The 25,744-nt window shown below is 72.5% G+C and carries 24 protein-coding genes; 18 read left to right on the plus strand and 6 right to left on the minus strand.

From position 1 onward, the window contains the following. The first annotated feature begins 114 nt into the window (after positions 1–114). Complete coding sequence (locus C1A17_RS13240; RefSeq protein ID WP_101653415.1) at positions 115–864, plus strand: hypothetical protein; 750 nt, start codon at positions 115–117, stop codon at positions 862–864. A gap of 12 nt (positions 865–876) precedes the next feature. Here the strand turns inward: C1A17_RS13240 and C1A17_RS13245 are convergent, their stop codons facing one another. Together C1A17_RS13245 and C1A17_RS13250 are read right to left on the minus strand one after the other, a co-directional pair. After that, the gene (locus tag C1A17_RS13245) at positions 877–1,473 is read right to left on the minus strand and encodes a GNAT family N-acetyltransferase (RefSeq protein ID WP_101653416.1); all 597 of its coding nucleotides are present in this window, start codon (positions 1,471–1,473) and stop codon (positions 877–879) included. A gap of 114 nt (positions 1,474–1,587) precedes the next feature. Then, positions 1,588–1,986, minus strand: coding sequence for an HsmA family protein (locus C1A17_RS13250; RefSeq protein WP_101653417.1), 399 nt, complete (start codon positions 1,984–1,986; stop codon positions 1,588–1,590). A 259-nt stretch (positions 1,987–2,245) separates the two neighbouring features. Between C1A17_RS13250 and guaB the strand changes: the two genes are divergently transcribed. Beyond that, on the plus strand, positions 2,246–3,772 hold the full coding sequence (gene guaB, locus C1A17_RS13255; RefSeq protein ID WP_101653418.1) for an IMP dehydrogenase: 1,527 nt from the start codon (positions 2,246–2,248) through the stop codon (positions 3,770–3,772). A gap of 180 nt (positions 3,773–3,952) precedes the next feature. Here guaB and C1A17_RS13260 read toward each other — a convergent pair whose 3' ends face one another. Next, on the minus strand, positions 3,953–4,759 hold the full coding sequence (locus C1A17_RS13260; protein WP_101653419.1) for an acyl-CoA thioesterase: 807 nt from the start codon (positions 4,757–4,759) through the stop codon (positions 3,953–3,955). A gap of 284 nt (positions 4,760–5,043) precedes the next feature. On the opposite strand from C1A17_RS13260, the gene thiM reads away from it, so the two are divergent. The 13 genes from thiM (at position 5,044) to C1A17_RS13325 (ending at position 15,834) form a co-directional block, all read left to right on the plus strand. Continuing rightward, positions 5,044–5,964, plus strand: coding sequence for a hydroxyethylthiazole kinase (thiM, locus tag C1A17_RS13265; protein WP_101653420.1), 921 nt, complete (start codon positions 5,044–5,046; stop codon positions 5,962–5,964). Next, a complete protein-coding gene (thiE, locus tag C1A17_RS13270) occupies positions 5,961–6,677 on the plus strand; it encodes a thiamine phosphate synthase (RefSeq protein ID WP_101653421.1) in 717 nt (238 codons plus the stop codon). Before thiM ends, thiE begins: the two co-directional genes overlap by 4 nt. After that, complete coding sequence (gene thiD, locus C1A17_RS13275) at positions 6,677–7,663, plus strand: bifunctional hydroxymethylpyrimidine kinase/phosphomethylpyrimidine kinase (protein WP_101653422.1); 987 nt, start codon at positions 6,677–6,679, stop codon at positions 7,661–7,663. The genes thiE and thiD overlap by 1 nt, the downstream gene beginning before the upstream one ends. Continuing rightward, the gene (locus C1A17_RS13280) at positions 7,660–8,379 is read left to right on the plus strand and encodes a TenA family protein (protein WP_101653423.1); all 720 of its coding nucleotides are present in this window, start codon (positions 7,660–7,662) and stop codon (positions 8,377–8,379) included. The genes thiD and C1A17_RS13280 overlap by 4 nt, the downstream gene beginning before the upstream one ends. Positions 8,380–8,528: 149 nt before the next feature. Next, the gene (locus tag C1A17_RS13285; protein WP_101653424.1) at positions 8,529–8,996 is read left to right on the plus strand and encodes a hypothetical protein; all 468 of its coding nucleotides are present in this window, start codon (positions 8,529–8,531) and stop codon (positions 8,994–8,996) included. Between the two features lie 9 nt (positions 8,997–9,005). Further along, the gene (locus C1A17_RS13290; protein ID WP_101653425.1) at positions 9,006–9,437 is read left to right on the plus strand and encodes a mycothiol transferase; all 432 of its coding nucleotides are present in this window, start codon (positions 9,006–9,008) and stop codon (positions 9,435–9,437) included. Positions 9,438–9,564: 127 nt separating this feature from the next. Next, positions 9,565–10,698 (plus strand): GuaB3 family IMP dehydrogenase-related protein, encoded by a 1,134-nt coding sequence (locus tag C1A17_RS13295; RefSeq protein WP_101653426.1) that lies wholly within the window; start codon positions 9,565–9,567, stop codon positions 10,696–10,698. 3 nt (positions 10,699–10,701) lie between these two features. Then, positions 10,702–11,637, plus strand: coding sequence for an SURF1 family protein (locus tag C1A17_RS13300; protein WP_180953336.1), 936 nt, complete (start codon positions 10,702–10,704; stop codon positions 11,635–11,637). Further along, a complete protein-coding gene (locus C1A17_RS13305) occupies positions 11,630–12,064 on the plus strand; it encodes a DUF3817 domain-containing protein (RefSeq protein WP_180953361.1) in 435 nt (144 codons plus the stop codon). Before C1A17_RS13300 ends, C1A17_RS13305 begins: the two co-directional genes overlap by 8 nt. A 21-nt stretch (positions 12,065–12,085) precedes the next feature. Then, positions 12,086–13,672 carry a glutamine-hydrolyzing GMP synthase gene (gene guaA, locus C1A17_RS13310; RefSeq protein WP_101653427.1) on the plus strand — a complete coding sequence of 529 codons (1,587 nt, stop codon included), beginning with the start codon at positions 12,086–12,088 and terminating at the stop codon, positions 13,670–13,672. A 148-nt stretch (positions 13,673–13,820) separates the two neighbouring features. Further along, positions 13,821–14,471: a biotin transporter BioY gene (locus C1A17_RS13315; RefSeq protein ID WP_101653428.1), complete on the plus strand. Its 651-nt coding sequence runs from the start codon at positions 13,821–13,823 to the stop codon at positions 14,469–14,471. Next, positions 14,468–15,205 carry an energy-coupling factor ABC transporter ATP-binding protein gene (locus tag C1A17_RS13320; protein WP_425427313.1) on the plus strand — a complete coding sequence of 246 codons (738 nt, stop codon included), beginning with the start codon at positions 14,468–14,470 and terminating at the stop codon, positions 15,203–15,205. Before C1A17_RS13315 ends, C1A17_RS13320 begins: the two co-directional genes overlap by 4 nt. Further along, on the plus strand, positions 15,202–15,834 hold the full coding sequence (locus C1A17_RS13325; RefSeq protein WP_101653429.1) for an energy-coupling factor transporter transmembrane component T family protein: 633 nt from the start codon (positions 15,202–15,204) through the stop codon (positions 15,832–15,834). Before C1A17_RS13320 ends, C1A17_RS13325 begins: the two co-directional genes overlap by 4 nt. A gap of 36 nt (positions 15,835–15,870) precedes the next feature. On the opposite strand, the gene C1A17_RS13330 is transcribed toward C1A17_RS13325, so the two are convergent. Further along, the gene (locus C1A17_RS13330) at positions 15,871–17,046 is read right to left on the minus strand and encodes a glycosyltransferase family 4 protein (protein WP_219618283.1); all 1,176 of its coding nucleotides are present in this window, start codon (positions 17,044–17,046) and stop codon (positions 15,871–15,873) included. A gap of 295 nt (positions 17,047–17,341) precedes the next feature. On the opposite strand from C1A17_RS13330, the gene C1A17_RS13335 reads away from it, so the two are divergent. The 3 genes from C1A17_RS13335 to C1A17_RS13345 all read left to right on the plus strand — a co-directional run bounded on the left by C1A17_RS13335 (position 17,342) and on the right by C1A17_RS13345 (position 21,312). Continuing rightward, complete coding sequence (locus tag C1A17_RS13335) at positions 17,342–17,986, plus strand: hypothetical protein (protein WP_101653431.1); 645 nt, start codon at positions 17,342–17,344, stop codon at positions 17,984–17,986. Continuing rightward, a complete protein-coding gene (truA, locus tag C1A17_RS13340; protein ID WP_101653432.1) occupies positions 17,983–18,831 on the plus strand; it encodes a tRNA pseudouridine(38-40) synthase TruA in 849 nt (282 codons plus the stop codon). Before C1A17_RS13335 ends, truA begins: the two co-directional genes overlap by 4 nt. 156 nt (positions 18,832–18,987) lie before the next feature. Then, positions 18,988–21,312, plus strand: coding sequence for a bifunctional metallophosphatase/5'-nucleotidase (locus tag C1A17_RS13345; protein WP_101653433.1), 2,325 nt, complete (start codon positions 18,988–18,990; stop codon positions 21,310–21,312). Between the two features lie 139 nt (positions 21,313–21,451). Here C1A17_RS13345 and C1A17_RS13350 read toward each other — a convergent pair whose 3' ends face one another. Both C1A17_RS13350 and C1A17_RS13355 read right to left on the minus strand, forming a co-directional pair. Beyond that, positions 21,452–23,653 (minus strand): hypothetical protein, encoded by a 2,202-nt coding sequence (locus tag C1A17_RS13350; protein ID WP_101653434.1) that lies wholly within the window; start codon positions 23,651–23,653, stop codon positions 21,452–21,454. Next, positions 23,650–25,737 (minus strand): hypothetical protein, encoded by a 2,088-nt coding sequence (locus tag C1A17_RS13355; RefSeq protein WP_101653435.1) that lies wholly within the window; start codon positions 25,735–25,737, stop codon positions 23,650–23,652. The genes C1A17_RS13350 and C1A17_RS13355 overlap by 4 nt, the downstream gene beginning before the upstream one ends. Positions 25,738–25,744: the final 7 nt, after the last annotated feature.

The following is a 25,744-nucleotide window of genomic DNA, read 5'->3' on the forward strand; positions in this document are numbered from 1 at the left end:
CCGTGGGGACCCCCGCCTCCGGGCCGACCGCCCATGCCGCAGCCCATGCCTCCGCCGGGCAGACCCGCGATGTCGCCGCCGCCGCGCCGGAACCCGCATCCGCGCCACCGCCCGATGCCGCCCCGGCACCCCGTCCGGCCGCACCGACCGCACCCGGGGCACTTCCACGGCGGCGCCCAGCACGGCGAACCCGCTCCGAGCTGGATCGCGGACCTCCTGCGGATGATCGGGTGGGCGATCGGCGTCGCCGTGCTCGTCGCGCTGGTGCTGTGGGGTGCGGAGGCCGGTGTCCTGCGGAGCCGGCGCGGCGAGGCCATCGATGACTTCGGCGTGTTCGCCGTGATCCTCACCCTGGTGTGCGGCGCCGCACTGCCGTACCTCACGGGGGAGAAGGGTCGCGCCGACCGCGGGTTCCGGTTGACCGGGCTCATCCCGCTCGTCCTGATCTCCGCTCCGATCTCCGCTGCAGTGCTCGCCGCCTCGAGCCTCGTGTGGCCGTGGATCGGCACCTTCGACGCGGGCTCGGACAGTTTCATCCAGACCGCCGGAGCCACCGGCGCCGGACTGCTCTTCACCTTCGCGGTGCACCTCACGGCAGCGCTCCTCGCCTACCCGTTCTTCGTGCTCCTCAGCATCGTCCCGTTCCCGCACCCCGGGGCCTGGCTGGGCCTGCTCGGCTGGTTGGGCGTGAGCGGGATGTGCGCCGTCATCGCGTTCGTGATCGGGCTGGGTCCGCCCACCGGCGGCCGCCTGCTCGTGCTCGCGGCGTGCGTGCCGGTGGCCGCGGTCGTCTGCGTGATCGGCCTCGGCCTCGCCCAGGGCCTGCTGAGGCGGAGCGCTGCCGCGATGCCGTACCGGGCCTGAGCCCGCCGGGTGTCAGCTCAGGCGGGCGAGCCGGTGCTCGAGCCCGAGCTTCACCGTCGGCCATTCGGCGGCGGTGATCGAGAACACCACGGTGTCGCGCAGCACCCCGTTGAACAGCTGGTGCGAGCGCAGCACTCCGTCCTGCTTGGCGCCGAGCTTCGCGATCGCCGCGCGCGACTGGAAGTTGTGGAAGTGCGTGCGGAACTCCACCGCGATGCAGTCGAGGTCCTCGAACGCGCGGGAGAGCATGAGCAGCTTGGCCTCCGGATTCACCCGCGAGCCCTGCACCGTCGGCGACAGCCAGGTCGAGCCGATCTCGAGGCGCCGGTTCGCCGCATCGATGTTCATGTACGTCGACATGCCCACCGGGGTGCCGCCGTCGAGCACGGTGAACGGCGCCATCGTGCCCTGCTCCTGCAGGCCCAGGCGCCGGTCGATCTCCGCCGGCATCGCCTCGGCCGTGGGGACGGAGGTGACCCAGGTCGAGGGGAGGTCGCCGGCCGCCCGGCTCAGCGCCTCGGCGTGGGCGGGGGTGAGCTGCGTGAGGGTGACGCGCTCGCCGGTGAGATCCGGGGCGGAGGCGAAGGCGCGGGCATCGGGCGAGGTCATACCGGCAGTGTACGTGCGGACCGCCGCCGAGGGGAGGGTGCGCGACCCCGGCCCGAGCCGGTCCGCCAGGGGCAGGGCCGGTCCGCTGGGGCCGGTGCCGAGGCGGAGGGCTCCTCAGCCGATCATCGCGCCGGCCATCCCGGTGAAGTAGGGGACGAGCCAGATCGCCCACACGATGAGCGAGAACCGATGGAAGGTCGCCCGGGCCTGCTCGGTGCCGCGGACCATGACGACGATCGCCCAGATGAGGTGGACCGCCATGAGGACGAGCGCGAGGGCCCCGGTGATCGCCATGACCGAGGTGAGGATGCCTGCGGTCGAGCCGGAGAAGTCGGCGCCGCCGGAGGCCGCGATGCGCCGCATGAGCTCGGTGCCGGTGACGTCGCAGACGAGGCCGAGGCCGAACAGGACGACGTGGGACCAGCGGAGCTCCTTCTTGAGGTGCTCGGCCCAGACGCCGGCGGTGTAGAAGAGGAGGGCTGCGGTGATGAAGACGATGGCGGGTGTGAGCATGCCTCCATGCTCGTCCGCAGGCGGGGTCCGGCACATCAACCGGAAGGTTGATTCCCGGACGCTGCGACGGCGCGAAGAGGGCTGCCGCTGGGTCCCGGCGTGCGCCTCGGGAGCGGTCCGCGCGGCGGGGGCGCGTTCCCGCCGTGACGCGTGCGGGTGCCCAGCATCACAGCGGGCGGGCACTGCGCGCGGTTCCCGGAAACCCGGGGACGGCATAGGATGAGCGATACCGAAGTCGAGCGCGTGGAAGAGGTCATTCATGGGTGATGTGGAAGAGCACTTCAAGGCGGTCGGAGACCCGTTCTCTCTGACCGGACTCACCTACGACGACGTCCTGCTGCTGCCCGGAGACACCGACGTCATCCCCTCCGAGGCCTCGACCCGCACCCGTCTCACCCGCGAGATCGACATCAACATCCCGCTCGTGTCCGCGGCGATGGACACCGTGACCGAATCCCGCATGGCGATCGCGATGGCGCGCATCGGCGGCATCGGCATCATCCACCGCAACCTCAGCAAAGAGGACCAGGCGGACCAGGTCGACTACGTCAAGCGCAGCGAGTCGGGGATGATCACCGACCCGCTCACCATCACCGCCGACCGCACGCTCGCCGAGCTCGACGAGATCTGCGGCCAGTACCGGATCTCCGGCCTGCCCGTCGTCGACGAGAACGACGTGCTCCTCGGCATCGTCACCAACCGCGACCTCCGGTTCGTGCCCCGCCGCGACTACGCCACGACGACCGTCGGCGAGACCATGACGAAGATGCCGCTCATCACCGCACCCGTGGGCGTGCAGCCCGAGCGCGCGCTCGAGATCCTCGCCGAGCACAAGGTCGAGAAGCTCCCGCTCGTCGACGAGGACAACGTCATCCGCGGCCTCATCACCGTCAAGGACTTCGTCAAGAGCGAGGAGTACCCGCTCGCGACGAAGGACGACGAGGGTCGCCTGCGCGTGGGCGCGGCCGTCGGCTTCTACGGCGACGCCTACGACCGGGCGGGCCTGCTCGCCGAGGCCGGCGTCGACGTGCTCGTCGTCGACACCGCGAACGGCCACGCCCGCGGTGTCACCGACATGATCTCCCGCCTCAAGAAGGACCCGGCCTTCGCCGCCGTCCAGGTCATCGGCGGCAACGTCGCCACCCGCGAGGGCGCCCAGGCGCTCATCGACGCCGGTGCGGACGCGATCAAGGTCGGCGTCGGGCCCGGCTCGATCTGCACCACCCGGGTCGTCGCGGGAGTGGGCGTGCCGCAGGTCACCGCGATCCACCTCGCCTATCAGGCCGCGGCCGAGGCGAACGTCCCGGTGATCGGCGACGGCGGACTCCAGTACTCCGGCGACATCGGCAAGGCGCTCGTCGCCGGCGCCGAATCCGTCATGCTCGGCTCCCTGCTCGCCGGCTGCAACGAGAGCCCCGGCGACCTCGTCCTCGTCAACGGCAAGCAGTACAAGACCTACCGCGGCATGGGATCGCTCGGAGCGATGGCGCCGCGCAAGGGCCGCTCGTACTCGAAGGACCGGTACTTCCAGGCCGACGTCGCCACCGACACCGACCTCATCCCCGAGGGCGTCGAGGGCCGGGTGGCCTACCGCGGCGAACTCAAGAACGTCGCCTACCAGCTCACCGGCGGCCTGCGGCAGACGATGTTCTACGTCGGCGCCCGGACGATCAACGAGCTGCGCGCCAACGGGCGGTTCGTCCGCCTGACGTCCGCGGGGCTCAAGGAGAGCCACCCGCACGACATCCAGATGACGGTTGAAGCGCCGAACTACACCGTGCGCTGACGCGCGCCGTGGGCCGAGGTCCACCGGAACATGAATGGAAGCGGCCCCTGCACTCGAGTGCAGGGGCCGCTTTCGTGCGCTCGGGGGTGCCGCGGTGCCGGGCGGGTCGTGGGCGGCACGGTGCTCACCGGAGATCGCTCACCGGGTCGTGCTCATCGGAGATCGCTCACCGGGCTGTGCTCACCGGACCCTGCGGAACAGGGCCTCCTGCGCGACCGAGGCGGCGAGGGTGCCGTCGGCGGTCGTCATGTCGCCGGTGTAGAGGCCGCGGCCGCGGGCCACCGAGCGCGGGGCGAAGTCGCTGAGGATCCAGTCGTTCATGTTCACCGGCCGGTGGAACCACAGGGCGTGGTCGAGGCTGGAGCCCGACTTGTACTCGTCGGTGTTGAAGGCGCCCAGACCGCTCCCGATGTCGGAGAGGTAGGTCAGCGCGCAGTAGTGCATGAGCAGGGAGTCGCCGAGGTCCTCGGTGCAGCGACCCCAGAATCGCAGCGGATAGTCGGTGGCATCGAACACCTGGTCGGTGCTGCGCCCCTCGAAGGAGAACATCCGGGGGATCGGGGTGGGATCTCCCATCCGGACCTCGCCGTCCCGGGCGGCCGTCGCACCCTGGTGGTCCGGGCTGTCGTTGCCGCTCGTGAACGAGGCCGACATGTTGAAGATCACCTTGCCGCCCTGGAGCGCGACGACGCGGCGGGCGGAGTACGAGCGGCCGTCGCGGTCGCGGAACACCTGGAGCACCGTGGGCCGGGCGGCATTGCCCGGGCGGAGGAAGTAGCCGTGGAGCGAGTGCGGCGGACGGCCGTCCTCGACGGTGAGGGCGGCGGCGAGCAGGGACTGCGCGGCGACCTGGCCGCCGTAGAGCGCGAAGGGCTCCTCGAACACGTACCCGGCACGGTAGATGTTCGTGTCGATCTCCTCGAGCTCCATCATCTCGGTGAAGGAGCCCTCGAGTGGCTCGGCATTGCTGAACAGAACGTCGCTCATCGGGGTCCTCACTCTTTCCGTACGCGGGCATGTGCCATGCCTGGATGCGATCCTATCCTCTCCGCGATGCGGACAGGAGGCGGAGTGGTCCCCTCCGTCGCAGCGACCCGGTGGGCGAACGGGGCCGCACCCGGTCCTCGGCATTCCGGGCGGGAAGTTGCTAAGCTGTCCGGCAGTGACATGGGGTGCTGAGCACCTGCGGACCGGCCCGACCGGACCGCGGATGCGCGGCTGAGATCACACCCATCGAACCTGATCTGGATAACTCTAGCGAAGGGATCGTCATGCAGACGCCTCATTCGGATGCCCTCGACATCGTCGCCGCGCGGGCCCGGGTCCGCACCGCCGCGCCGCTCGTCCAATGCATCACCAACACCGTCGTGCAGCAGTTCACCGCCAACGCCCTGCTGGCGGTCGGCGCCTCGCCCGCGATGCTCGACCACGAGGCCGACGCCGGGCAGTTCGCGTCGATCGCCTCGGGTGTGAACATCAACTTCGGCACCGCCTCGTCCCACCAGTTCCTCGCCGCCGACGCCGCGATCGAGGTCGCGCGCGCCGCCGGCGCCCCGTGGGTGCTCGATCCCGTGAGCGTGGGAGCCGTCGATTACCGCACGAGCCGCATCCGCGCCGCCGCCGCCCAGCACCCGACCGCAGTGCGCGGCAACGCCTCGGAGATCGCCGCCCTCGCCGGGATGGGCCTCGGCGGACGGGGGGTCGACTCGACGGACTCCGTCGACGACGTCCTCACCGCCGCCGCCGCGCTCTCGGCCACCACCGGAGGAATCGTCGCCGTATCCGGGGAGATCGATGCGATCGTGCTCGCCGACCCCGGGGACGACGAAGCCGCTCGGGCGGCCGCCGCAGGCGATCGGGGTCCGTCGGGCACCTCGGCCGCCGTCGTCCGCGTCCACGGCGGGCACGCGCTCATGCCGCTCGTCATCGGCACCGGATGCTCGCTCGGCGCCGTCACCACCGCCTACCTCGCCGCGGCCCGTTCCGCGGGTCTGCCGATCACCGGGGCCGCCGGTCTCGAGGCGGTCGTCGCCGCCCACGCCCACTTCGCCGCCGCCGGGATCGCCGCGGGCCGGGTCGCGAGCGGTCCCGGGAGCTTCGCCGTCGCCTTCCTCGACGCGCTCCACGCCGTCACCGACGAGGAGCTCGCGGCGGTGCGGATCACCACCGATTCCGTGAGCGTGCCGGCATGAGCGCGCCCGCCCTCCGGCTGCCCGACGGCACCGACCCCGCCCTCTACCTCGTCACCGACACCGCCCAGTGCGCAGCGGCCGGCCGCACGGTCGCGGACACCGCGGCCGAGGCGGTCGCCGGGGGCGTCGGCATCGTCCAGGTGCGGGACAAGCACGCGAGCGACGAGGAGTTCCACGAGCTCACCCTTGAAGTCATCGACGCGATCGACGCGGTGCGCCGGGACGAGGGCATCGACCGTCCGGTCCCGCTCTTCGTCAACGACCGGGTGGCGGTGGCCGGCATCCTCCGCTCCGCCGGCCACGACGTCCACGTCCACGTCGGCCAGAGCGACGAGTCGCCGGAGGCCGTCCGGGAGCGGCTCGGAGCGGATGCGCTCATCGGGCTGTCGGCGTCGACACCGGCGGAGTTCGCCGCCGCCCGCAGCGGCGGAGCGGTCGATCTGCTCGGCGTGGGACCGGCCTACGACACGAGCACGAAGGCCGATGCCCCGTCCGGACTCGGACCCGACCGGGTGCGCGCGCTTGTCGCCGAGGCCGGCCTGCCCTGCGTGGCGATCGGGGGCATCACCGCCGAGCGCGCCCCCGAGCTCGCGGACACCGGGGTCATCGGGATCTGCGTGGTGTCCGCGATCTGCGCGGCGGAGGATCCGCGCACCGCGGCGCGGAGGATCCGCGCCGCGTTCCGGCCCGCACCCGAGGAGCAGGAGTCCTGATGCGTCCACCCGTCGCCCTGTCCATCGCCGGCACCGACCCGTCCGGCGGCGCCGGCATCCATGCCGACCTCAAGACCTTCACCGCGCTCGGCGTCTACGGCACCACGGTGATCACCGCGCTCATCGCGCAGAACACCCACGGGGTGAGCCGCGTGTACGGGATCGACGAGGACTTCGTCGCGGACCAGCTCGCCGCGGTGTTCGACGACCTGCCGGTCGACGCCGCGAAGACCGGCATGCTCGGCACCCGCGGCCTCGTCGAGCTCATCTCCGCCGAGCTCCGCAGCCGCCGCCCCGGACGCCTCGTCGTCGATCCGGTCATGGTCGCGACCTCGGGCCACCAGCTCCTCGACGCCGACGCCGTCGATGCGGTGCGCACCGAGCTCATGCCGCTCGCCGACGTCATCACCCCCAACCTGTCCGAGGCTGCGCTGCTGCTCGGCGACGACGTGCCCGCCGCCCGGACGCCGGAGCAGATGCGCGCCCAAGCGCGCGAGCTCCTCGCCCGGGGCGCACGCGCGGTGCTGCTCAAGGGCGGTCATCTGGACTCCGGGGAGCTCGTCGACATCCTCGCCCAGGGCACGGACTCCGGCCCGGAGTTCCTCGAGTTCACCCACCCCCGGAGGGACACCCCGCACACCCACGGCACGGGCTGCACGCTCGCCGCCGCGGTCACCGCCGGCCTCGCCGCGGCCCGTCGCGCGGGCCCCGCGGAGCCCCTCGGCGAGCACCTGCCCGGCGTGGTCGAGACCGCTCTCGACTACCTCGGCCGGGCGATCGCCTCGGGGGCGGACTGGGAGCTCTCCCTCGACCCCGAGGGCTCGCACGGTCCCGTCGACCACCTCGTCGACATCGGGATCGCCGGCGGCCGCGGGACCGCGAGCACAGGCACCGGCAATCGCCCGCCGGAAGGCGCCGCATCCACCCCATCGACAGCAGCACCGCGCGCCGCGGAACCGGCCGCGGACCAGGAGGCATCCGCATGACGCACACGTACCACTCCGGCCCGCATTCCCGTGAGGTGTGGAGCGCGGTCGCAGACACCCTGCGCGCGATCGAGGAGCTGCCGTTCCTCGCCGAGCTCGCCGCCGGCACGCTCGATGCCCGCGCCTTCACCAACTACATCCTCCAGGACGAGATCTACCTCGTCGGCTACGCGAAGGCGATGACGATCCTCGCCTCCCGGGCTCCTGCCACGGAGCAGACCCGGTTCTGGGCCGAGGCCGCAGGGCTCGCGGTGTACGAGGAGCAGCAGATGCACGCACAGCTCCTCGGCGCCGACCGCCTCGGACCCCACGTCGACGACCTCACCGGAGGCACGGGGGTGCCCACCGCCTCGCCGACCACGCTGGGCTACACCTCCTACCTCGTCGCACAGGCCGCCACCGCGCCCTACGAGGTCGGGGTCGCTGCCGTGCTCCCGTGCTTCTGGGTGTACGCCCACATGGGCAAGGTGCTCACCGCGGCGGTGGGCGACCGCATGGCGGACCACCCGTACAGGGAGTGGATCGAGACCTACGACTCCCCGGAGTTCGACGCCGCCGTCGACGGCGCGGTGGCGATCTACGAGGGTCTCGCCGAGGATGCAGGCCCCGCGGTGCGGAAGGCGATGGTCGAGGCCTTCCGGCAGGCCACCGTGTACGAGTGCAGCTTCTGGGACTCCGCCCACGTCATCGAGGGCTGGGACGCGTCACAGACCTGATTCGGCGGTGCGGCGCGCGGCTCGCTGCGCGGACGGGGCCGTGCCGGGAGGTGCGGCCGGCCGGTTCCGCGGTGCGCCGCGCGGTCGGTGTTCCCGGACGGTGACATCGCCGTGACGACTGGAACCGTGGGCTCGGAGAGGCTGGAGCCATGATCCTCACCGCCCGCCTCACCGCGACAGCCGCCCTGCTCCTCCTCATCGCGGCCGTGCCCGTGCCCGTGCTCCGTTTCCGGAACCGGGATTTCGCCGCCGAGGACCTCGGCCTCGCCGAGGCGGCCGTCGCCTCACCGGGCGGGCTGCTCCTCATCCCCGGGTTCCTCCTCGCCGTCGCCTGCGCAGTCCTCGCATGGTTCGCCTGGCGCTCGCGGGTCTGGGGGTGGCTGGCCGGCACCGCGAGCCTCCTGCTCCTCGGCGGGGCGATCTCGACGGTGTGGGCGGCCGGTTCGATGGTGATCATGTGGGACGGCTTCGACGAGGAGCGCGGGCTGCCGATCGGCGGCATGGAGGTCCCCGAGCCGAGCTGGGGGCTGGGGATCGTCGGACTCGCCGCGATCGTGCTCGCGATCGGGGCGATCACCCGGCTCTTCCGCCATCCCGGGTCCCGGTCCCGGCGGTAGGGTGGCCGCATGAACGCACCCACCCCCGACATCCCCGAGGTCCACGATCCGCCGAACACCGGCACCGAGCGCGAGGTGCTCCTCGGCTTCCTCGAACACGCGCGCAGCGTGCTGCTCCGCAAGACGGAGGGGATCCCCGCCGAGGACCCGCCGGCCCCGTGGGACACCGCGCCGTGGGACGACGACCCGGACTGGGACTGGGCGCTCGCCGCCTCGATCGGCCCGGACGAGGCCCGGTCGCTGTTCATCCGGGCGACGGAGCGCTCGTGGATGATCGTCGAGTCGATCGGGGGCCTGTCGACGACCGCCGCGCGGCCCGCATCCGACGGCACCACCTGGGACCTCCGCTGGGTCCTCGTCCACATGGTCGAGGAGTACAACCGGCACCTCGGGCACGCCGATCTCCTGCGGGAGAGCATCGACGGCGCGACCGGGGACTGAACCGGCACGGCGCGCGACGGGGGGATAGCGCCGCGGACCGCGCACTGCGGAGCTCGGACTGCGGGCCGGCCCCGCGACCTGAGCGGGCGCTGGAAGTCGTGTCCGAGCCCTGGGATACCCTGGAAGGGTGAGCAGCGAAATCGAGATCGGCAGAGGCAAACGAGGCCGCAGGGCCTTCTCACTCGACGACATCGCGATCGTCCCGGACCGGCGTACGCGCGATCCGCAGGACGTCTCCCTCGAGTGGCAGATCGACGCCTACCGATTCGACCTCCCCTTCATCAGCGCCCCCATGGACTCCGTCGTCTCGCCCGCCACCGCGATCGCGCTCGGGCGGCTCGGCGGCCTCGGCGTCCTCGACCTCGAGGGCCTGTGGACGCGGTACGAGGATCCGCAGCCGCTCCTCGACGAGATCGCCGCGCTCCCGGCCGAACGGGCCACCGCGCGCATGCAGGAGATCTACGCCGAACCCATCAAGGCCGAGCTCATCACGGCGCGCGTGGGGGAGATCCGCGAATCCGGCGTCACCGTGGCCGGCGCGCTCACCCCGCAGCGTACCCAGGAGTTCTGGCGCACCGTGGTCGACGCCGGGGTCGACCTCTTCGTCATCCGCGGCACCACCGTGTCCGCCGAGCACGTGTCGAGCAGCACCGAGCCGCTCAACCTCAAGCAGTTCATCTACGAGCTCGACGTGCCCGTCATCGTCGGCGGCGCGGCGACCTACACCGCCTCCCTCCACCTCATGCGCACCGGTGCGGCCGGTGTGCTCGTGGGCTTCGGCGGGGGAGCGGCGGCCACCACCCGGCGCACCCTGGGCATCCATGCGCCCATGGCCTCGGCGATCGCGGACATCCACTCCGCCCGCCGGGACTACATGGACGAATCCGGGGGCCGCTACGTCCACGTCATCGCCGACGGCGGCCTCGGCACCTCCGGGGACATCGTCAAGGCCTTCGCGATGGGCGCCGACGCGGTCATGCTCGGCACCGCGCTCGCCCGGGCCGCGGAGGCCCCCGGCGGCGGGTTCCACTGGGGGCCGGAGTCGCACCATTCCCAGCTGCCGCGCGGACACCGGGTGGAGATCGGCACCGCGGCCCCGCTCGAGGAGCTCCTGTTCGGTCCGAGCCGGTCCGCCGACGGCACCGTCAACCTCGCCGGTGCGCTGCGCCGGGCGATGGCGACCACCGGCTACCTCGATCTCAAGGAGTTCCAGCGGGTCGACGTCGTCGTCTCCCCGTACCAGTCACAGACGGAGATGTGACCGGTGCTGCGCCTCGCCCTGACCCCGCGCTGGCTGGGGTTCCTCGCCCTCGTGCTCGTACTCGTCACGGCGTTCGTCGGGCTCTCGGCCTGGCAGGTCAACCGGGCGCAGCACAAGAACGACGTCATCGCCGCGCAGGACGTCGACGAGGTCCAGGACTTCAACGCGGTCATGCAGGCCCAGGTGCCGCTGCCGTCCTACCGGCTCGATCAGCGCGTCGAGCTCACCGGCAGCTACCTGCCGGATGCCCAGGTCGTCGTCCCCGGGCGGTACCAGGACGGCGCGGAGGGCTTCTGGGTCGTGACGATGTTCGCACCCGACGGCGCGCAGCTCGGGGAGGACGCGGTGCTCGAGGGCGAGCCGAGCAAGCCCATCGCCGTCCCGGTGGTCCGCGGCTGGACCGCCGACGAGGACCTCGCGATGCACTCCCGGGCGAACGACGGCGAGGCCTCGATCGTCGGCCGGATCGGTCCGGTCGACGCCCCGGAGAACACCCGTGACCTGCCGGACGGGCAGACCCGCACGATCTCGACCTCGCAGCTCATCAACGACTTCGGGGTGTACTCGTACTCCGGCATCGTGTTCCCCGAACAGGACACCGGCCCCGGCGCCTCGGAGGCGACCGGCGGTCTCGAGCACGTCGCGCTCGAGAAGCAGGAGGACGGCGGTCTCGACCTCCAGTCCGCGGCCTATGCGATCGAATGGCTGATCTTCGCCGCCTTCGCCCTCTACATCTGGTGGCGCCTGCTCCGCGATGCGCACATCGCGCAGCAGGCGGCCGCCGAGGACGCCGGGCCGGTGGAGTACGTCGTCGTCAAGGGCGCCGGCGAATCCCGGCTCCGCGGCCCCGCCGATCCCGTCCCCGCCCGGACCGCCGACCGACCGCACGACCCGACCGCACCGCCCCCGACGCACGAGGACCCGCACCGTGGTGAATGACCCGCAAGACGCCCGCCCCGACTTCGACGAGGACGCCGTGTGGACCGTCAGACGGTACACCTCGGCCCGCAACGCCCTGCGGTTCTACCGCGTGATGGCCTTCATCACCGGCGCGCTGCTCCTCGTCCTCACCGTCGAGATGATCTACAAGTACCTCATCGCCGCCGACCCGGAGACCGCGCTGATGTTCGGCGGGTTCAACCTCGCGGCGGCGATCGCGATCAGCCACGGCTGGTGCTACGTCGTCTACCTCATCTCGTGCTTCTGGCTCAACCAGCAGATGCGGTGGGGGCTGGGCCGCCTGCTCGTGCTCGCCCTCGCCGGCGTCGTGCCGGTGATGTCCTTCATCGTCGAGCGCCGCGTCCACCGGCAGGCCGAGCAGGAGCTCGAGGATGCCGTGGTCGTCGCCCCGCGCGGCGAGTTCTGAACCCCGGATAGGATGGATCCCATGAATCCCACCCCCGTGAGCACCGCGGTGCCCCCTGTCCTCGTCGTGGACTTCGGCGCCCAGTACGCCCAGCTCATCGCCCGCCGCGTCCGTGAGGCCGGCCTGTACTCCGAGATCATCCCGCACAGCGCGAGCGCCGCCGAGTTCGCCGAGCGCTCGCCGCTCGCGATCGTCCTCTCCGGCGGGCCGTCCTCGGTCAACGAGCCCGGCGCTCCCGCCCTCGACCTCGGGGTGTTCGACCTCGGGGTGCCGATCTTCGGGATCTGCTACGGGTTCCAGATCATGGCGACCTCGCTCGGCGGCGCGGTGGCGCGCACCGATCGCCGCGAGTACGGTTCGACCCCGCTCACCGTCGTCGAGCCCGGCGCGCTGCTCGCCGGCCAGCCCGAGCAGCAGACCGTGTGGATGTCGCACGGCGATTCGGTGTCGCGCGCGCCCGAAGGCTTCACCGTGCTCGCCACCACCCCCGGCACCGAGGTCGCCGCCTTCGAGGACCGCGCCCGGCGCTGCGCCGGGGTGCAGTGGCATCCCGAGGTCCTCCACAGCGAGCACGGCCAGCGGGTCCTCGAGACCTTCCTCCACGACATCGCCGGGCTCAGTCCCGATTGGAGCTCGGAGAGCGTCATCGCCGAACAGGTCGCCCGCATCCGCGAGCAGGTCGGGGACAAGCAGGTCATCTGCGGACTCTCCGGCGGTGTCGACTCCGCGGTCGCCGCGGCCCTCGTCCACGAAGCCGTGGGCGACCAGCTCACCTGCGTGTTCGTCGATCATGGGCTCCTCCGCCAGGACGAGCGCAAGCAGGTCGAGCAGGATTACGTGCAGTCCACCGGAGTGCGGCTCGTCACTGTCGACGCCGTGGACACCTTCCTCGGCGCGCTCGCCGGGGTGAGCGATCCGGAGGAGAAGCGCAAGATCATCGGCCGGGAGTTCATCCGGTCGTTCGAGGGTGCGGCCGCGGACCTCGTCGCGGAGGCCGTCGAAGGTTCCGGCGAGCCGATCGAGTTCCTCGTCCAGGGCACCCTGTACCCCGATGTCGTCGAATCCGGCGGGGGCTCGGGCACGGCGAACATCAAGAGCCACCACAACGTCGGCGGCCTGCCCGAGGACCTGACCTTCGCCCTCGTCGAACCGCTCCGCGCCCTGTTCAAGGACGAGGTGCGCGCGATCGGCCGCGAGCTCGGCCTGCCCGAGGTCATCGTCGGCCGCCAGCCGTTCCCCGGCCCCGGCCTGGCGATCCGGATCATCGGCGCGGTCACCGAGGAGCGCCTCGACATCCTCCGCCGGGCCGACGCGATCGCCCGCGAGGAGCTCACCGCGGCGGGCCTCGACGACGAGATCTGGCAGTGCCCGGTCGTGCTGCTGGCGGACGTCCGCTCCGTCGGGGTCCAGGGCGACGGCCGCACCTACGGCCATCCCGTGGTGCTCCGCCCGGTGTCGAGCGAGGACGCGATGACCGCCGACTGGACCCGGGTGCCCTACGAGACCCTCGCCCGGATCTCGAACCGGATCACCAACGAGGTCGACGAGATCAACCGCGTCGTCCTCGACGTCACCTCGAAGCCCCCGGGAACCATCGAGTGGGAGTGATCGGGGCCCGGTGACCCGGCCGGCATCCTGCCGGGCCAGCGGCGTCGGATGCGGGGCGTCCCCGTGATCGCGGGGACACCCGGAGTACTCTCCTGAACACTGTTCAGGTACGCTGATCCCAGACCAGCGTCCGAACAGGAGATCCCGCATGCCCGACACCGTCACCACCCCCGACCCGGCCGCCACCCGCGGCACCGCCCGCCGCGGCTGGCGCGCGGTCGACCTCGCCCTCGTCGCGGTGTTCGCCGCCCTCGTCGCGGTGTTCGCCGCGCTGCCCCCGATCCCGGTCGGCGGCGCGGGCGTGCCGATCACCCTGCAGACCCTCGCGCTCGCCCTGTGCGGGCTGTGCCTCGGCCCGCTGCGCGGCTTCGCGGCGGCCGCGCTCTACGTCGTCCTCGGCCTCGTCGGCCTGCCGATCTTCTCCGGCTTCTCCGGCGGCCTCGGCGTGCTCGCAGGCCCGTCGGCCGGCTACATCATCGCCTTCCCGTTCTTCGCCCTCGGCTGCGGCCTCGTGGCGCGGTTCGCGCTCGCCCGCCTCCGCGGTCCCAAGCTATGGCTCGTGCTCAGCCTCGGGGCTCTCGTCGTGAGCTTCCTCGTCGTCCATCCCCTCGGGATCCTCGGGATGGCCGTCAACCTCGAGGTGGGGCTCGCCGAGGCGGTCGTCTTCGACATGCCGTTCTGGCCCGGGGACGTGGTGAAGAACCTCGTCGCGGGTGCGCTCGCGGCCACCGTGCACCGCGCCTTCCCGCAGCTCCTCGAGACCGGGCGCCGTGCGCCGCGGAGCTCCGGACAGCGGTGATCGCACTCGAGGCGGTGGGGGTCGGCGTCCGCGACACGGGCGCCGACTCCCGCACGCCGGTGCACCGGCAGATCCTCCACGACGTCACACTGCGCCTCGCGGAGCCGGTGGTGAGCATCATCGGCGCGAACGGCTCCGGCAAGTCGACCCTGCTCCAGCTCCTCAACGGACTCGTCCTGCCGGATTCCGGGCAGGTGCGGGTCGACGGTCTCGACCCGGTCACTCGCGGGGGCGAGGTGCGGCGCCGAGTGGGATTCGTGTTCACCGATCCCGCCGCGCAGCTCGTCATGTCCACGGTCATCGAGGACGTCGAGCTCTCCCTGCGCCGCTCTGTGCGCCGGCCGGGTCCGCGGCGGGAGCGGGCGCTGTCCGTGCTCGACGAGCTCGGGGTCGCCGACCTCGCGGACCGCAGCGTCTATGAGCTCTCCGGCGGTCAGCGCCAGCTCGTCGCGCTCGCCTCCGTGCTCGCGGTCGATCCGCAGATCCTCGTGCTCGACGAGCCGACCACCCTCCTCGACCTGCGCAACCGCGAGCTCCTCCGCGGCACCCTGCGCGGACTCGTCGCCCGGCGCGGCATGCGGCTCGTCGTGTCCACGCACGACCTCGAGGTCGCCGCCGACGCCGCGCGCACCGTGCTCATCGCCGACGGCCGGATCGCCGCCGACGGTCCGCCGGCCGAGGTCATCGCCGAGTACCGCCGGCGGGCCGCCGACGACCGCGAGGTGCGGCCGTGAGGCGCCGGCAGCAGTTCCTCGGCCGCTATCTGCCCGGTGACGGGTGGCTGCACCGCACCCCGGCCGGAGCGAAGTTCGCCGGTCTCGCCGTGCTCAGCCTCGTCGTGCTCCTCGTGCGCAGCCCGGGGGTGAGCCTCACCGCGCTCGGACTCGTGGTGCTGCTCGGAGCGAGTGCACGGATCCAGCTGCGCGAGCTCGTGTCGCCGGTGCGACGGGTCTGGCTCATCATCGCGTTCATCGTCGTGTTCCATCTCGTGTTCTCCGACCCGTGGTCGGCGCTCAGGGTGGTGTCGACGATCCTCGCCTGCATCCTCGCCGCGGGCCTCCTCATGCTCACCACCCCGGTGACAGGACTGCTCGCGGTGTTCTCCGCGCTCGCCCGGCGGCTCCGGCTGGTCGGCATCGATCCCGACCGGGTCGCGCTCACCGCCGCGCTCATGGTCCGCAGCCTGCCCTACCTCGCGGACCTCACCGCGGTGACCGGGGACTCAGCCCGCGCCCGCGGGCTCGAGCGGAACCTCCGCGCCCGGACGGTGCCGGTCATCCTCGGCGCGGTGAAGTACGCCACCGACACCGGCCGCGCCCTCGACGCCCGCGGCCTCGGCGACCCGGACGCGCTGCGGCCCTGACCGGAAGCGGCAGATCGCGCAGGCGCGGGGCCTCACTCAGCCCACGCGCTCCTGGGCCCAGCGGGGCGCGCCGGAGTACGAGCGGCCGATGACCTGCGGTGCCGGGTTCTCGATCGCGTGCGCGTAGTGACCGACGAGCTGGGAGCACACGCTCTTCCACGTCCGGCCGAGGACGGTCGCCCGTGCCGTGGCGCCGAACGCGAGCCGCTTCGACTCGTCGCCGGTGAGGTCGCGCACGTGGTCGCGCATCGCGGCGAGGTCGCCGGGACGGTAGAGCCAGCCGGTGCGCGAGGAGTCGACGAGGTCGAGCGGACCGCCGCGGGCCGGCGCGATGACGGGCACGGCCGAGGCCATTGCCTCCTGGATCGTCTGGCAGAAGGTCTCGAGCTCACCGGGGGAGACCATGACGTCGAAGCCGGCGACGGCCTGGGCGAGCGCGTCCCCGCCGAGGAAGCCGGTGAAGTGCGCCGCGGGCAGGAGCTGCTCGAGGCGGCGGCGCTGCGGACCCTCGCCGACGATCACGAGACGGATGCCGGGCAGACCGGCGAGCGCCCGGAGGTCCTCGACCTGCTTCTCCGCCGCGAGCCGGCCGACGAAGCCGACGATCCTCTCGCCGTGCGGTGCGATCCGCCTGCGCCACTCCTCCGAGCGGCGGGTCGGATCGAAACGGGTGGAGTCCACGCCGCGCGCCCACAGGCGGACGTCGGCGACTCCCTGGGCCTCGAGCTGCGCTACGGTGTAGGTCGACGGTGCCAGGGTGAGGGACGAGTGTTGGTGGATGTTGCGGACGTGGCTCCACAGCATCGCCTCGATCCCGCGCATGCCGTAGCGCGCGGCGTACGCCGGCACCTCGGTCTGGTACACCGCGACCGACGGCAGCCCGAGGTCCTGGCAGGCGAGCGCGGCGCGCCAGCCGAGGACGAAGGGCGAGGCGAGGTGGACGACGTCGGGATCGAAGTCCTCGAGGAGCCTGCGGATCCGCGCGACCCCGCCCGGGGCCACCCGGACCTTGCGGTACTTCGGCATCGCGAAGGACGGCACGCGTACCACCCGGGCTCCGGCGACCTCGTGCGGGCGGTCGTGGCGGGACCCGGGGGAGATGACGAGGACCTCGTCCCCGCGCTCGGCGAGGTGGTCGAGGACCCGCAGGAGGCTGTGGGTGACGCCGTTCATCTGCGGCAGGAACGATTCGGCTGCGATTGCGACTCTCACGCTCCCCGACTCTCGCAGGCGCCGGTGACCGGCAGCGTCCCCGCGGGTGACGCGTCGACCAATCCGAGACGACATCCTGGGGCCGAACCGACCTCCAGGTGGCCGGCGCGTGCTGCGCAGATGGCCGGATGTCCTCCCCGTGCTGCCCGAACGACGTCCGGGAGGACAGGGAGTGAACCGGGGGTAAACTGGCGCTCGGCGGAGCAGAACGACCGGTCCGCCCGGGTCCGCAGGGTGACGACCGTGCGGCACCCGTCGAGCACGACCATGAGGAAGCACTGCAGTGGATTGGGTGATGATCACGGTCGCCGTCGCGGGCCTCGCGGCGGCGGGCTCGGTGCTGGTGCGGCTGCTGCTGCGGTACAACCAGCTCAGCCTCGCGGCCGACCTGTGCGCCGAGGGGCGCCGTCAGCTCACCGCCGACATCGCCGACCGGCACCTCCTCATCCCGCCCTTCGTCGAGGCGACCCGCTCGCGCTTCGGTGACGTCCCCGCACTCGACGAGCTCGCCGCCGCGTTCGCGACCGCCCGCCGCAGCCTCGACGCCGGCGAGTGCGACCGGATCGGTGCCGCCGAGGAAGCCCTCACCGAGGCCACCGCCGGGCTGGCCGCAGCCGTGCACGGCGAGCTCCGCGGCGCCGCGGTCCCGCCCCCGGGTTCGCAGGAGGAGTCCGTGACGGAGACCCTGCGCTACCTCTACAGCCAGATCATCGCGATCGAGGGCAGGATCGCCGCCGCCGCCCGCTACTACAATCGCAACGTGGACCGCTTTCACGAACGCCGCGCCCTCCCGCTGTCCGCCCCGCTCCGCGGCTTCTTCAGCCCCTGCGAGCCCATCCGCTACTCCGACCTCACCCTCGACCCGCTCGACTCCTCCGAGGACGCGCTGCGGGTGATCGACGAGGACTACCGGCCCGGTCGGCTCAGCGAGGAGCTGTGACCCGGTTCCGGGTCGAGCTCGGGTACCGCGGCACCGGATTCCACGGCTGGGCGACCCAGCCGGGCCTGCGCACGGTGCAGGGCAGCCTCGAGGCTGCGCTCGCCACCGTCTGCGGGGAGCCCGTCCGCACCGTCGTCGCCGGGCGCACCGATGCCGGGGTCCACGCCCGCCGCCAGACCGTCCACCTCGACCTCACGGACCCCGCGCTCGTGCGCCTCCGGGGCCGCTCCGACCGGCCCACCGGGGTCGCGCTCGCCAGCCGGCTGCGCGGCGCGCTGCGACACCTCGACTGCCCCGACATCGTCGTCCACACCGCGGCCGAGGTGCCCGCCGACTTCGATGCCCGGTTCGCCGCGACCTGGCGCGCCTACACCTACCGGCTGGCCGACGACCGCTCCTTCCACGACCCGCTCGCACTCGACACCACCGTCGCCCATCGCGGCACCCTCGACGAGGCCGCGATGGCCCGGGCGGCCGCGGAGCTGCTCGGCCTCCACGACTTCCTCCCGTTCTGCCGGCCGCGCCCGGACGCGACGACGGTGCGCACGCTCCTCGCCCTCGACCTGGCGCGCGACTCGGACGGGGTGATCGTCATCGGCCTGCGCGCCGACGCGTTCTGCCACCACATGGTGCGCGCGCTCGTCGGAGGGCTCGTCAAGGTCGGCTCCGGGTCCTGGCCGGAGACCCGGCCGGCGGAGCTCCTCGCGCGTGCCGATGCCGGGCAGACCGACCTCGGCCCGATGTTCGTCATGCCCCCGCACGGCCTCGTCCTCGAGGAGGTCGGCTACCCGCCGGCCGAGGAATGGGCCGCCCGGACCGAACGCACCCGCGCGCGTCGCACCTGAGACGCCGCCCGCCGACATCTCGACACTGCGTGTTTCATGTGCAATTCATGTTCATCTCCCGGATTCTTCGTCCGTTTTCGGGCAGAGTGGATGCAGACCTGACGTTCGTTCGCCCGTGTGCCACCGCGCGGGCCGGATACCGGAAGCAGACACCACATGACCAGACGCATCACCGCTCGGCTCGCGGTCGGCACCGCCGCGGCCGCCGGCCTCGTCCTGCCGCTCGGAGCAGTCCCCGTGCTCGCAGAGGCACCCGCCGGCACGCAGATCCAGCTCCTCGGCATCACCGATTTCCACGGCCGCCTCGACAGCACCGGCGCGAACGTCGCCTCGGTCGTCGAGCGCGAGCGGGCCGCCCACGCGGACATCGGGACCGCGCTGCTGTCGACCGGCGACAACATCGGCGCCTCGACCTACGAGTCGTCCTCCCAGCAGGACACCCCGACGCTCGAGTTCCTCAACGCGATCGGCCTCGACGCGACCGCGACCGGCAACCACGAGTACGACCGCGGGATCGACGACCTCACCGGCCGCGTGAGCGACACCGCGGACTTCCCGCACCTCGCTGCGAACGTCTACACCGAGGGCACGCAGGACGTGGCCCCGGGCCTCGAGTCCCACACGATGCTCGACGTCGAGGGCGTGCGCGTGGCGGTCATCGGCGTCGTCACCGAGGACACCGAGTCCCTCGTCAGCCCCGACGGGATCGCCGGACTCGACTTCGGCGACCCGACCGCCGCCGTCGACCGCGTGGCCGGCGAGCTCGAGGAGCTGCCGGAGGCCGAGCGCCCCGACCTCACCGTCGTGCAGGCGCACCTCGGCCCGAGCGACACCTCGTCCCTCGATGCGGCCGTCGCCTCGAACTCCGAGTTCGGCACGCTCGCCACCGAGGGCCACGAGTCGGTCGACGCGATGTTCTTCGGCCACTCCCACACCGATTTCGCGTTCGAGGCGCCCGTGCCCGGCACCGAGCGCACCCGCCCGCTGCTCCAGTCCGGCTACTACGGCGAGGCGGTCGGACAGCTCGTCCTCACCTCGACCGGGGACGGCACCTGGACCGTCGACACGCAGGAGATCCTGCCCACCGAGGACGTCACCCACGACTCCCCGGTCGTCGATGAGGCCCAGCGGATCATCGACGAGGCCGTCGCGAAGTCGGAGGAGATCGGCTCCGAAGTCGCCGGCACCATCACCGAGGACATCACCCGCGCCTTCACCGACGAGGGCCGTGAGGACCGCGGTGCGGAGTCGACGCTCGGCAACCTCGTCGCCGACGCACTCGCCCAGGGCACCGGGTACTCGCAGCTCGCCCCGGCCGACTTCGGCATCACCAACCCCGGCGGCCTGCGGACCGACCTCAAATGCGACGACCAGTTCGGCAGCGAGGAGCGCTGCGAGGTCACCGTCGGCGAGCTCAACCAAGTGCTGCCCTTCGCCAACGACCACGGCGTCGTGACGCTCACGGGCTCGGACGTCATCGGCCTGTTCGAGGAGCAGTGGCAGCCCGAGGGCGCCTCGCGTCCGTTCCTCCACCTCGGCATCTCCGATGAGCTCGACGTGGTCTACGACTCCGAGGCGGCCCGCGGCGAGCGCGTGCTCTCGGTGCTGGTCGACGGCGAGGAGATCGATCCGAACGCGGAGTACCGCGTCGCGACGCTGAGCTTCCTCGCCGCCGGCGGCGACAACTTCACCTCGTTCGCCAACGGCACCTTCGAGCAGTCGGGACTCACCGACTTCGAGCTGTGGGAGCGCTACTTCAACGAGAACTCACCGATCGGCCCGGACACCGACGAGCGTCAGGCCGACGCCGCGCTCGACATCGTGCACAACGGCACCGCGGAGGTCGGCATCAGCTACTCCGATGACGACTCCGGTGAGTACGTCATCGAGTCGACGAACACCGAGGCTGTCGAAGGGCCGTTCCTCATCACCCTGTCCCTGCCCGAGGGCGTGACCGCCGACTTCGGCGAGCGCGCCGGCGAGCAGCCGAACACCGCGCTCGTCACCGAGCTCCCGGCGGGCGCGGAGATCCCGTTCTCGCTGAGCGGGGGAGAGCCGGGCGAGCACACCTTCACCGCACGGATCACCGCCGACCCGGGGTCGGAGTGGTGGGACGACAACCCGATGCCGCTCGTCCACTCCGCCGAGGCCGCCTACCGGGTGACCGAGGACGACGCCCCCGGTGACGACGACAACGGCGGCGACGACGGGAACGATGACGGCGGGAACGACGACGGGAGCGAGAGCCCGCAGCCGAGCGACCCGGCTCCCGGCCCCGGCGGCGACGACGACCGCGGTGACGGCGGCAACGGCGGCGACGACAGCCGCGGCGGTCAGGACGACGACGGTCGCGACGACCGCGCGGGCGGACCGCTCCCGCGCACCGGCTCCGAGATCGCCGGCGCGCTCGCCGCAGCGCTCGTGCTCCTCATCGCCGGCGCCGCCGCGGTCGTGGCCGTGCGGAGGAGGACCGCGCAGTGATGTGCAGGGGTTGACCCGCATAGGTTGACCCGCAGGAGTCGGCCCGGCCCGGTCCGATCCGGCCCGGTTCGATCCGGCCCCCTCCCGACCCCCTCGGTCGGGTGGGGGCCGGAGTCGTTCGGCGGGGGAGACGCCGCGGTCAGTGCTCGGCCGCGCTCCGGGCGTCCGCTGTGCCCGCACGGCCCTCACCGGCGCGCGCCTCGGCGTCGTGGAGGCTGTCGTGCTCCCCGGCGCCCGCCTCACCGGCACGCACCCCATCGCGCGCGCCCTCGCCTCGTCCGGCCCGCTCCCGGCGGACCGCCTCGGATTCGGCCTGGCCGACGAGGTGGGCGAACGCGGGGATGATGAAGAGGATGCCGACGGCCGGCACGACGATGCCGGAGTCGTTGATCACCGTACCCACCGCCAGGAGCACCGCGAGCGAGGCCATCGCGGCGCGCATCATCGGATACCGCCGGTACAGCCCGGGCAGATGCGGGACGGAGAAGCGGCGCGGGCTGAGGATCAGCCAGAACACCCCGGTGATGATCACCGGGAGCAGGAGGGTCATCCAGCTCTGCGTGAGGATGTCGATGTTCATCCCGATCTTGCGCATGATCACCGCTCCGGCCTCGCCGCTGAGGATCGAGTCGAAGAAGCGCCCGAAGTGCGTGCGCTGATCGGCCGGCCGCAGCCAGTCGAGCACGAGCACGAGGAGCATGACGAGGCCGGCCGCGCCGACGACGAGGACGAGCCGCTTGATCGAGAGGCGGATCCCGGCGGCGGCGAGCGTGAACACGGCGAGCCCGATGATGAGCGTCGGCACCGAGCCGAACTTCGTGCCCAGGCCCGGCGTGGCGAGGAGGACGCAGGCGGCGAGCACGATGGTCACGACGGCCGCGAGCCGCGCCCAGCGGTTGGGGATCGCCCGGCACACGGCGACGAGGACGAGCACGAGAGCGGTGCAGAACAGCGCGAGGGCGGAGTTGCCGATGCCATAGAACCGGGACGCGATGAGGAGCGGCTCGCCGAGCAGCGTCGACATCTGGAGCGGCGAGCCGGCGATGACGTCGCCGGCGAGGACGAGCACGGTCGCCGTCGCGACGACGGTGAGCGGTCCGAGCGGGTCCCGGCGCCAGGGGCCGAGCAGCCCGAGGAGCGTGAGGGCGAGGGCCCAGCCGCAGAGCGCGGCGAGCATCGCGACGTCCGGGCTCGTCGACCGCTCCCACGGGACGAGGTTGACGAGGAACGTCGACACCGGGAGCGCGGCGAAGAAGAGGCCGAGCCCCCGCAGCGGGCCGCGCACCCGGCTCATGTCGCGCCGCCCCATCACCACGGCGATCCCGAGGAGGACGGCGATGACCGAGGCCGTGACCGGGAAGAACCACGCCGACAGCGCGGCCTGGGTGGCGACCGCCACCTGGCGATCGAGCATCTGCCGGTATCGGACCTCGGTGTCCGCCGCCGCCTCGGTCTCGACCATCGGGGCGCCGGCGAAGTTCTCCTCGACGCCGGTGGGCATCGACCTGAGCAGAGTGGGGAGGACATCGGTGGTCTGCACGAGACCGGGCTGCTGGGTCGAGGAGGAGGTGAGGACTCCCGCGGAGTGGAACGGGCCCACCGCGGCGGAGAACTGCATCGCGCTCGACTCCGGCATCGTCGTGCCGGCCGTCGGCATCCTCTTCATCATCCCCGCGTTCGCCCACCTCGTCGGCCCGGCCCCGATCCGGTCGTCGAGCTCGGTGAGCGAGTACCCGGGCTCGCGGGTGTTGCCGAGGTCGACGAGGGACAGGTCGTGGTCGGCGGCGGATTCCGCGATCTGGGCGCCGAGGTCGTCCTCGACGGGGGCGTAGGAGCGCACGCGGCCCTCGGGGGTGGCGGCCGCGATCGCCGCTCCCGGTCCGATCGCGTGCACGGCGTCGGCGGGCAGCCCGCCGAGCAGGCCGAGCGGAGCGTCGTAGTTGTCGCCCTCGGCCTGGAGACGGTACACCGCCCAGTCGGGAACCCAGGACTCGATCGGTTCGGCCGGCGTGCGGCACACGCGGCGCGGTTCGTCCGCCGCCCGCCGCCCGGAGCCCACTGCCAGCCAGCCGTCGACCGGGCAGCTCGTCGCCCGCACGCTGCGCGGGGTCATCGTGCCGATGGCGCCGTCCTCGACGAGCGACCACAGGTGCGGGGTGAGGTACGGGTCGAGGTCCTCGAACGTCAGCCCGCTCACCCCGACGAACACCGTCGGGCCCGCGATCACCGGGGTGATCGCCCGGGCGGGCGGCGCTGCCGGCCCCTGACCGGACGGCACCGGCGGCAGGCCGGCGACGAGCAGGCACGCGGCGAGAAGTGCGAGGAGGGCGCTGCGGATCATCGGCGGCCGCCGGGGGTGCGGGGGCCGGGAGCTCCGGATTCCGGGTGCGCACCTGCGTCGGATTCCGGGAGCGCACCCGCGTCGGACGCATGGCTCGACCCGGCGGCGGCCTCGGCCGCGGACCGCACGCGCGAACCGGACCTCTGTTCCGCGCGGTCCAGGGACGCCTCGGGAGCAGTCGCCGAGGCCTCGGCCGCGGTCCCGGGTGCGTGTGCCCCTCCGACACCGGCCAGTCCTTCCTGCTCGGCCGCGGGATCGGTCGCGGGGCCGACCGTCGTCCCGGTCCGGCCCCGGGGACCGGCGTCGGCTTCCGGGATGCGCTGGGGCACCGTGTCGGCCGAGAGTGCGAGGAGGAGCGGGACCGCCATCATCGCGCCGGTGGCCGGCACGGCGATGCCCGAATCGGTGATCGCTCCGCCGACTGCGAGGCCGACGGCGACGGCGAGGAATCCGGCGTGGAGGGCGCGGTCCTCGAACAGCGCGGGCAGCCGTCCCGCCCACGGCCGGGTGAAGCGGGCGGTCGGGGAGAAGCGGGCGAGGTAGGCGAGGAAGAACAGGACTGCGATGATCGCGAGCGGGACGATGAGCGCGAGCGCCGGGTTGATCACCATGATGTTGAGATTCGCTGCGAGCTTGCGGCCGATCACGGTGAACAGCTCGCCGTCAAGGATCTGTCCGAAGAACGTCCCGAAGTGCGATCGGGCGGACGGCGGACGGAGGTAGTCGAGCCCGGCGATGCCGAGGATCGCGGCGAGCGAGATCGCGCCGATGAGCACGAGCCGCCAGATGTTCAGGCGGATCCCGAGGAGCAGCGCGAGGAGCACGAGGAATCCGGCGAGGGTGGCGATCGTGCCGCCGAACTTCGCGCCCCAGGCGGGATTCCCCAGGGTGACGACGGAGGCGAGGCCGACAACCGCGACGAGAGCCGCCGCCCGGCCGCGGTGGCCGATGACGAGCCGCCGGCACACGATCGCCAGGCCGAGGAACACCGCGACGATGAAGAGTGCCGCGCCCTGGTTCCCGAGGCCGTAGAAGCGGCCGGCGACGATCGGGTTGTAGCCCATGAGCGAGTTGAACTGCAGTCCCGATCCGAGTGCGATGTCGACGGCGAGCACGACCGCGGTGGTGAGCGACACCGCCGCGACCCGCCCGGCGAAGGTGCGCCGCCACGGCCCGGCGACCGCGATCGCGAGGAGCGCGAGCGATCCGGCGAGGACCGCGAGGCCGAGGCCGAGCGCCGGAACGGGGAAGCGCGCCCACGGCAGTAGGCCGGCGAGGAACGACCCCATGGGGATCACCGCGATGACGAGTCCCGTCCAGCCGAGGGCGCGGTGGAGCCGGATGCTCCTCGCGGCGCCGAGGCGCGCGTGGAGGGTGACGAGGAGGAGGCCGGCGAGAGCGAGGAAGAGCATGTAGTGGACGACGTCGAGGAGCACCGAGAAGGTCTGCGCGTGGGTGTGGACCGTCGCCGCCTCCGCCGCGGAGGCGCGCACGGTCGTGAGGCGGTCCGCGAAGTCTCCGGCCGCGGTGTCGACGGTCCAGGCGGCATCGGCGGACTCCTCCGGCGCCGTGAGCCCGGCGACCCGGGTGAGCGCGGCCGCGGCGACGTCGGTGAGCTGCGCGGTGCCCTCCTGCCGGGTCGAGGAGCTCGTGAGGATGCCCGGCTCGTAGGACGGCCCGGCCGCCATGAGCGCCCGCAGCCGGGAGGGGCTGGCGGCGTCGCCGACCCCGGCGACCACGACATCGGTGGTGTCGAGGTCGATGTCCTCGAGGTACTGCTCGACCCGCTGGTCGACCCGGGAGAGCTGGTGCGCGCCGTCGAGCGCGGTCTCCTGCGGGACCCAGCCGGGATCGCCGACCGAGCCGACATCGATGAGCGTGAGCACGCAGTCGGAGCGCGGGGTGCCGCCCGGGCCCCAGTCGGCGACGACGCCCTCGGGGGAGGCCGCGGCATAGCCCGCTCCCGGGCCGATCGCCTGGGTGCAGCCCCCGGCATCGCGGACCGCAGCGGCCATCGCGCGGAGGTCGGCGGTGTACCCGGATGCCGCATTGACCGACTCGATCCGGTCGAACTCGGGGATCACTCCGCCG

Source organism: Brevibacterium ihuae, assembly GCF_900184225.1.
GTDB lineage: Bacteria > Actinomycetota > Actinomycetes > Actinomycetales > Brevibacteriaceae > Brevibacterium > Brevibacterium ihuae.

Excerpts from the sequence above, each read along its gene's own strand:
- C1A17_RS13240 (WP_101653415.1), top strand. The coding sequence starts at position 115 with ATGCCGCCCCGGCACCCCGTCCGGCCGCACCGACCGCACCCGGGGCAC.
- C1A17_RS13245 (WP_101653416.1), bottom strand. The coding sequence starts at position 1,473 with ATGACCTCGCCCGATGCCCGCGCCTTCGCCTCCGCCCCGGATCTCACC.
- C1A17_RS13250 (WP_101653417.1), bottom strand. The coding sequence starts at position 1,986 with ATGCTCACACCCGCCATCGTCTTCATCACCGCAGCCCTCCTCTTCTAC.
- guaB (WP_101653418.1), top strand. The coding sequence starts at position 2,246 with ATGGGTGATGTGGAAGAGCACTTCAAGGCGGTCGGAGACCCGTTCTCT.
- C1A17_RS13260 (WP_101653419.1), bottom strand. The coding sequence starts at position 4,759 with ATGAGCGACGTTCTGTTCAGCAATGCCGAGCCACTCGAGGGCTCCTTC.
- thiM (WP_101653420.1), top strand. The coding sequence starts at position 5,044 with ATGCAGACGCCTCATTCGGATGCCCTCGACATCGTCGCCGCGCGGGCC.
- thiE (WP_101653421.1), top strand. The coding sequence starts at position 5,961 with ATGAGCGCGCCCGCCCTCCGGCTGCCCGACGGCACCGACCCCGCCCTC.
- thiD (WP_101653422.1), top strand. The coding sequence starts at position 6,677 with ATGCGTCCACCCGTCGCCCTGTCCATCGCCGGCACCGACCCGTCCGGC.
- C1A17_RS13280 (WP_101653423.1), top strand. The coding sequence starts at position 7,660 with ATGACGCACACGTACCACTCCGGCCCGCATTCCCGTGAGGTGTGGAGC.
- C1A17_RS13285 (WP_101653424.1), top strand. The coding sequence starts at position 8,529 with ATGATCCTCACCGCCCGCCTCACCGCGACAGCCGCCCTGCTCCTCCTC.
- C1A17_RS13290 (WP_101653425.1), top strand. The coding sequence starts at position 9,006 with ATGAACGCACCCACCCCCGACATCCCCGAGGTCCACGATCCGCCGAAC.
- guaA (WP_101653427.1), top strand. The coding sequence starts at position 12,086 with ATGAATCCCACCCCCGTGAGCACCGCGGTGCCCCCTGTCCTCGTCGTG.
- C1A17_RS13315 (WP_101653428.1), top strand. The coding sequence starts at position 13,821 with ATGCCCGACACCGTCACCACCCCCGACCCGGCCGCCACCCGCGGCACC.
- C1A17_RS13335 (WP_101653431.1), top strand. The coding sequence starts at position 17,342 with ATGATCACGGTCGCCGTCGCGGGCCTCGCGGCGGCGGGCTCGGTGCTG.
- C1A17_RS13345 (WP_101653433.1), top strand. The coding sequence starts at position 18,988 with ATGACCAGACGCATCACCGCTCGGCTCGCGGTCGGCACCGCCGCGGCC.
- C1A17_RS13350 (WP_101653434.1), bottom strand. The coding sequence starts at position 23,653 with ATGATCCGCAGCGCCCTCCTCGCACTTCTCGCCGCGTGCCTGCTCGTC.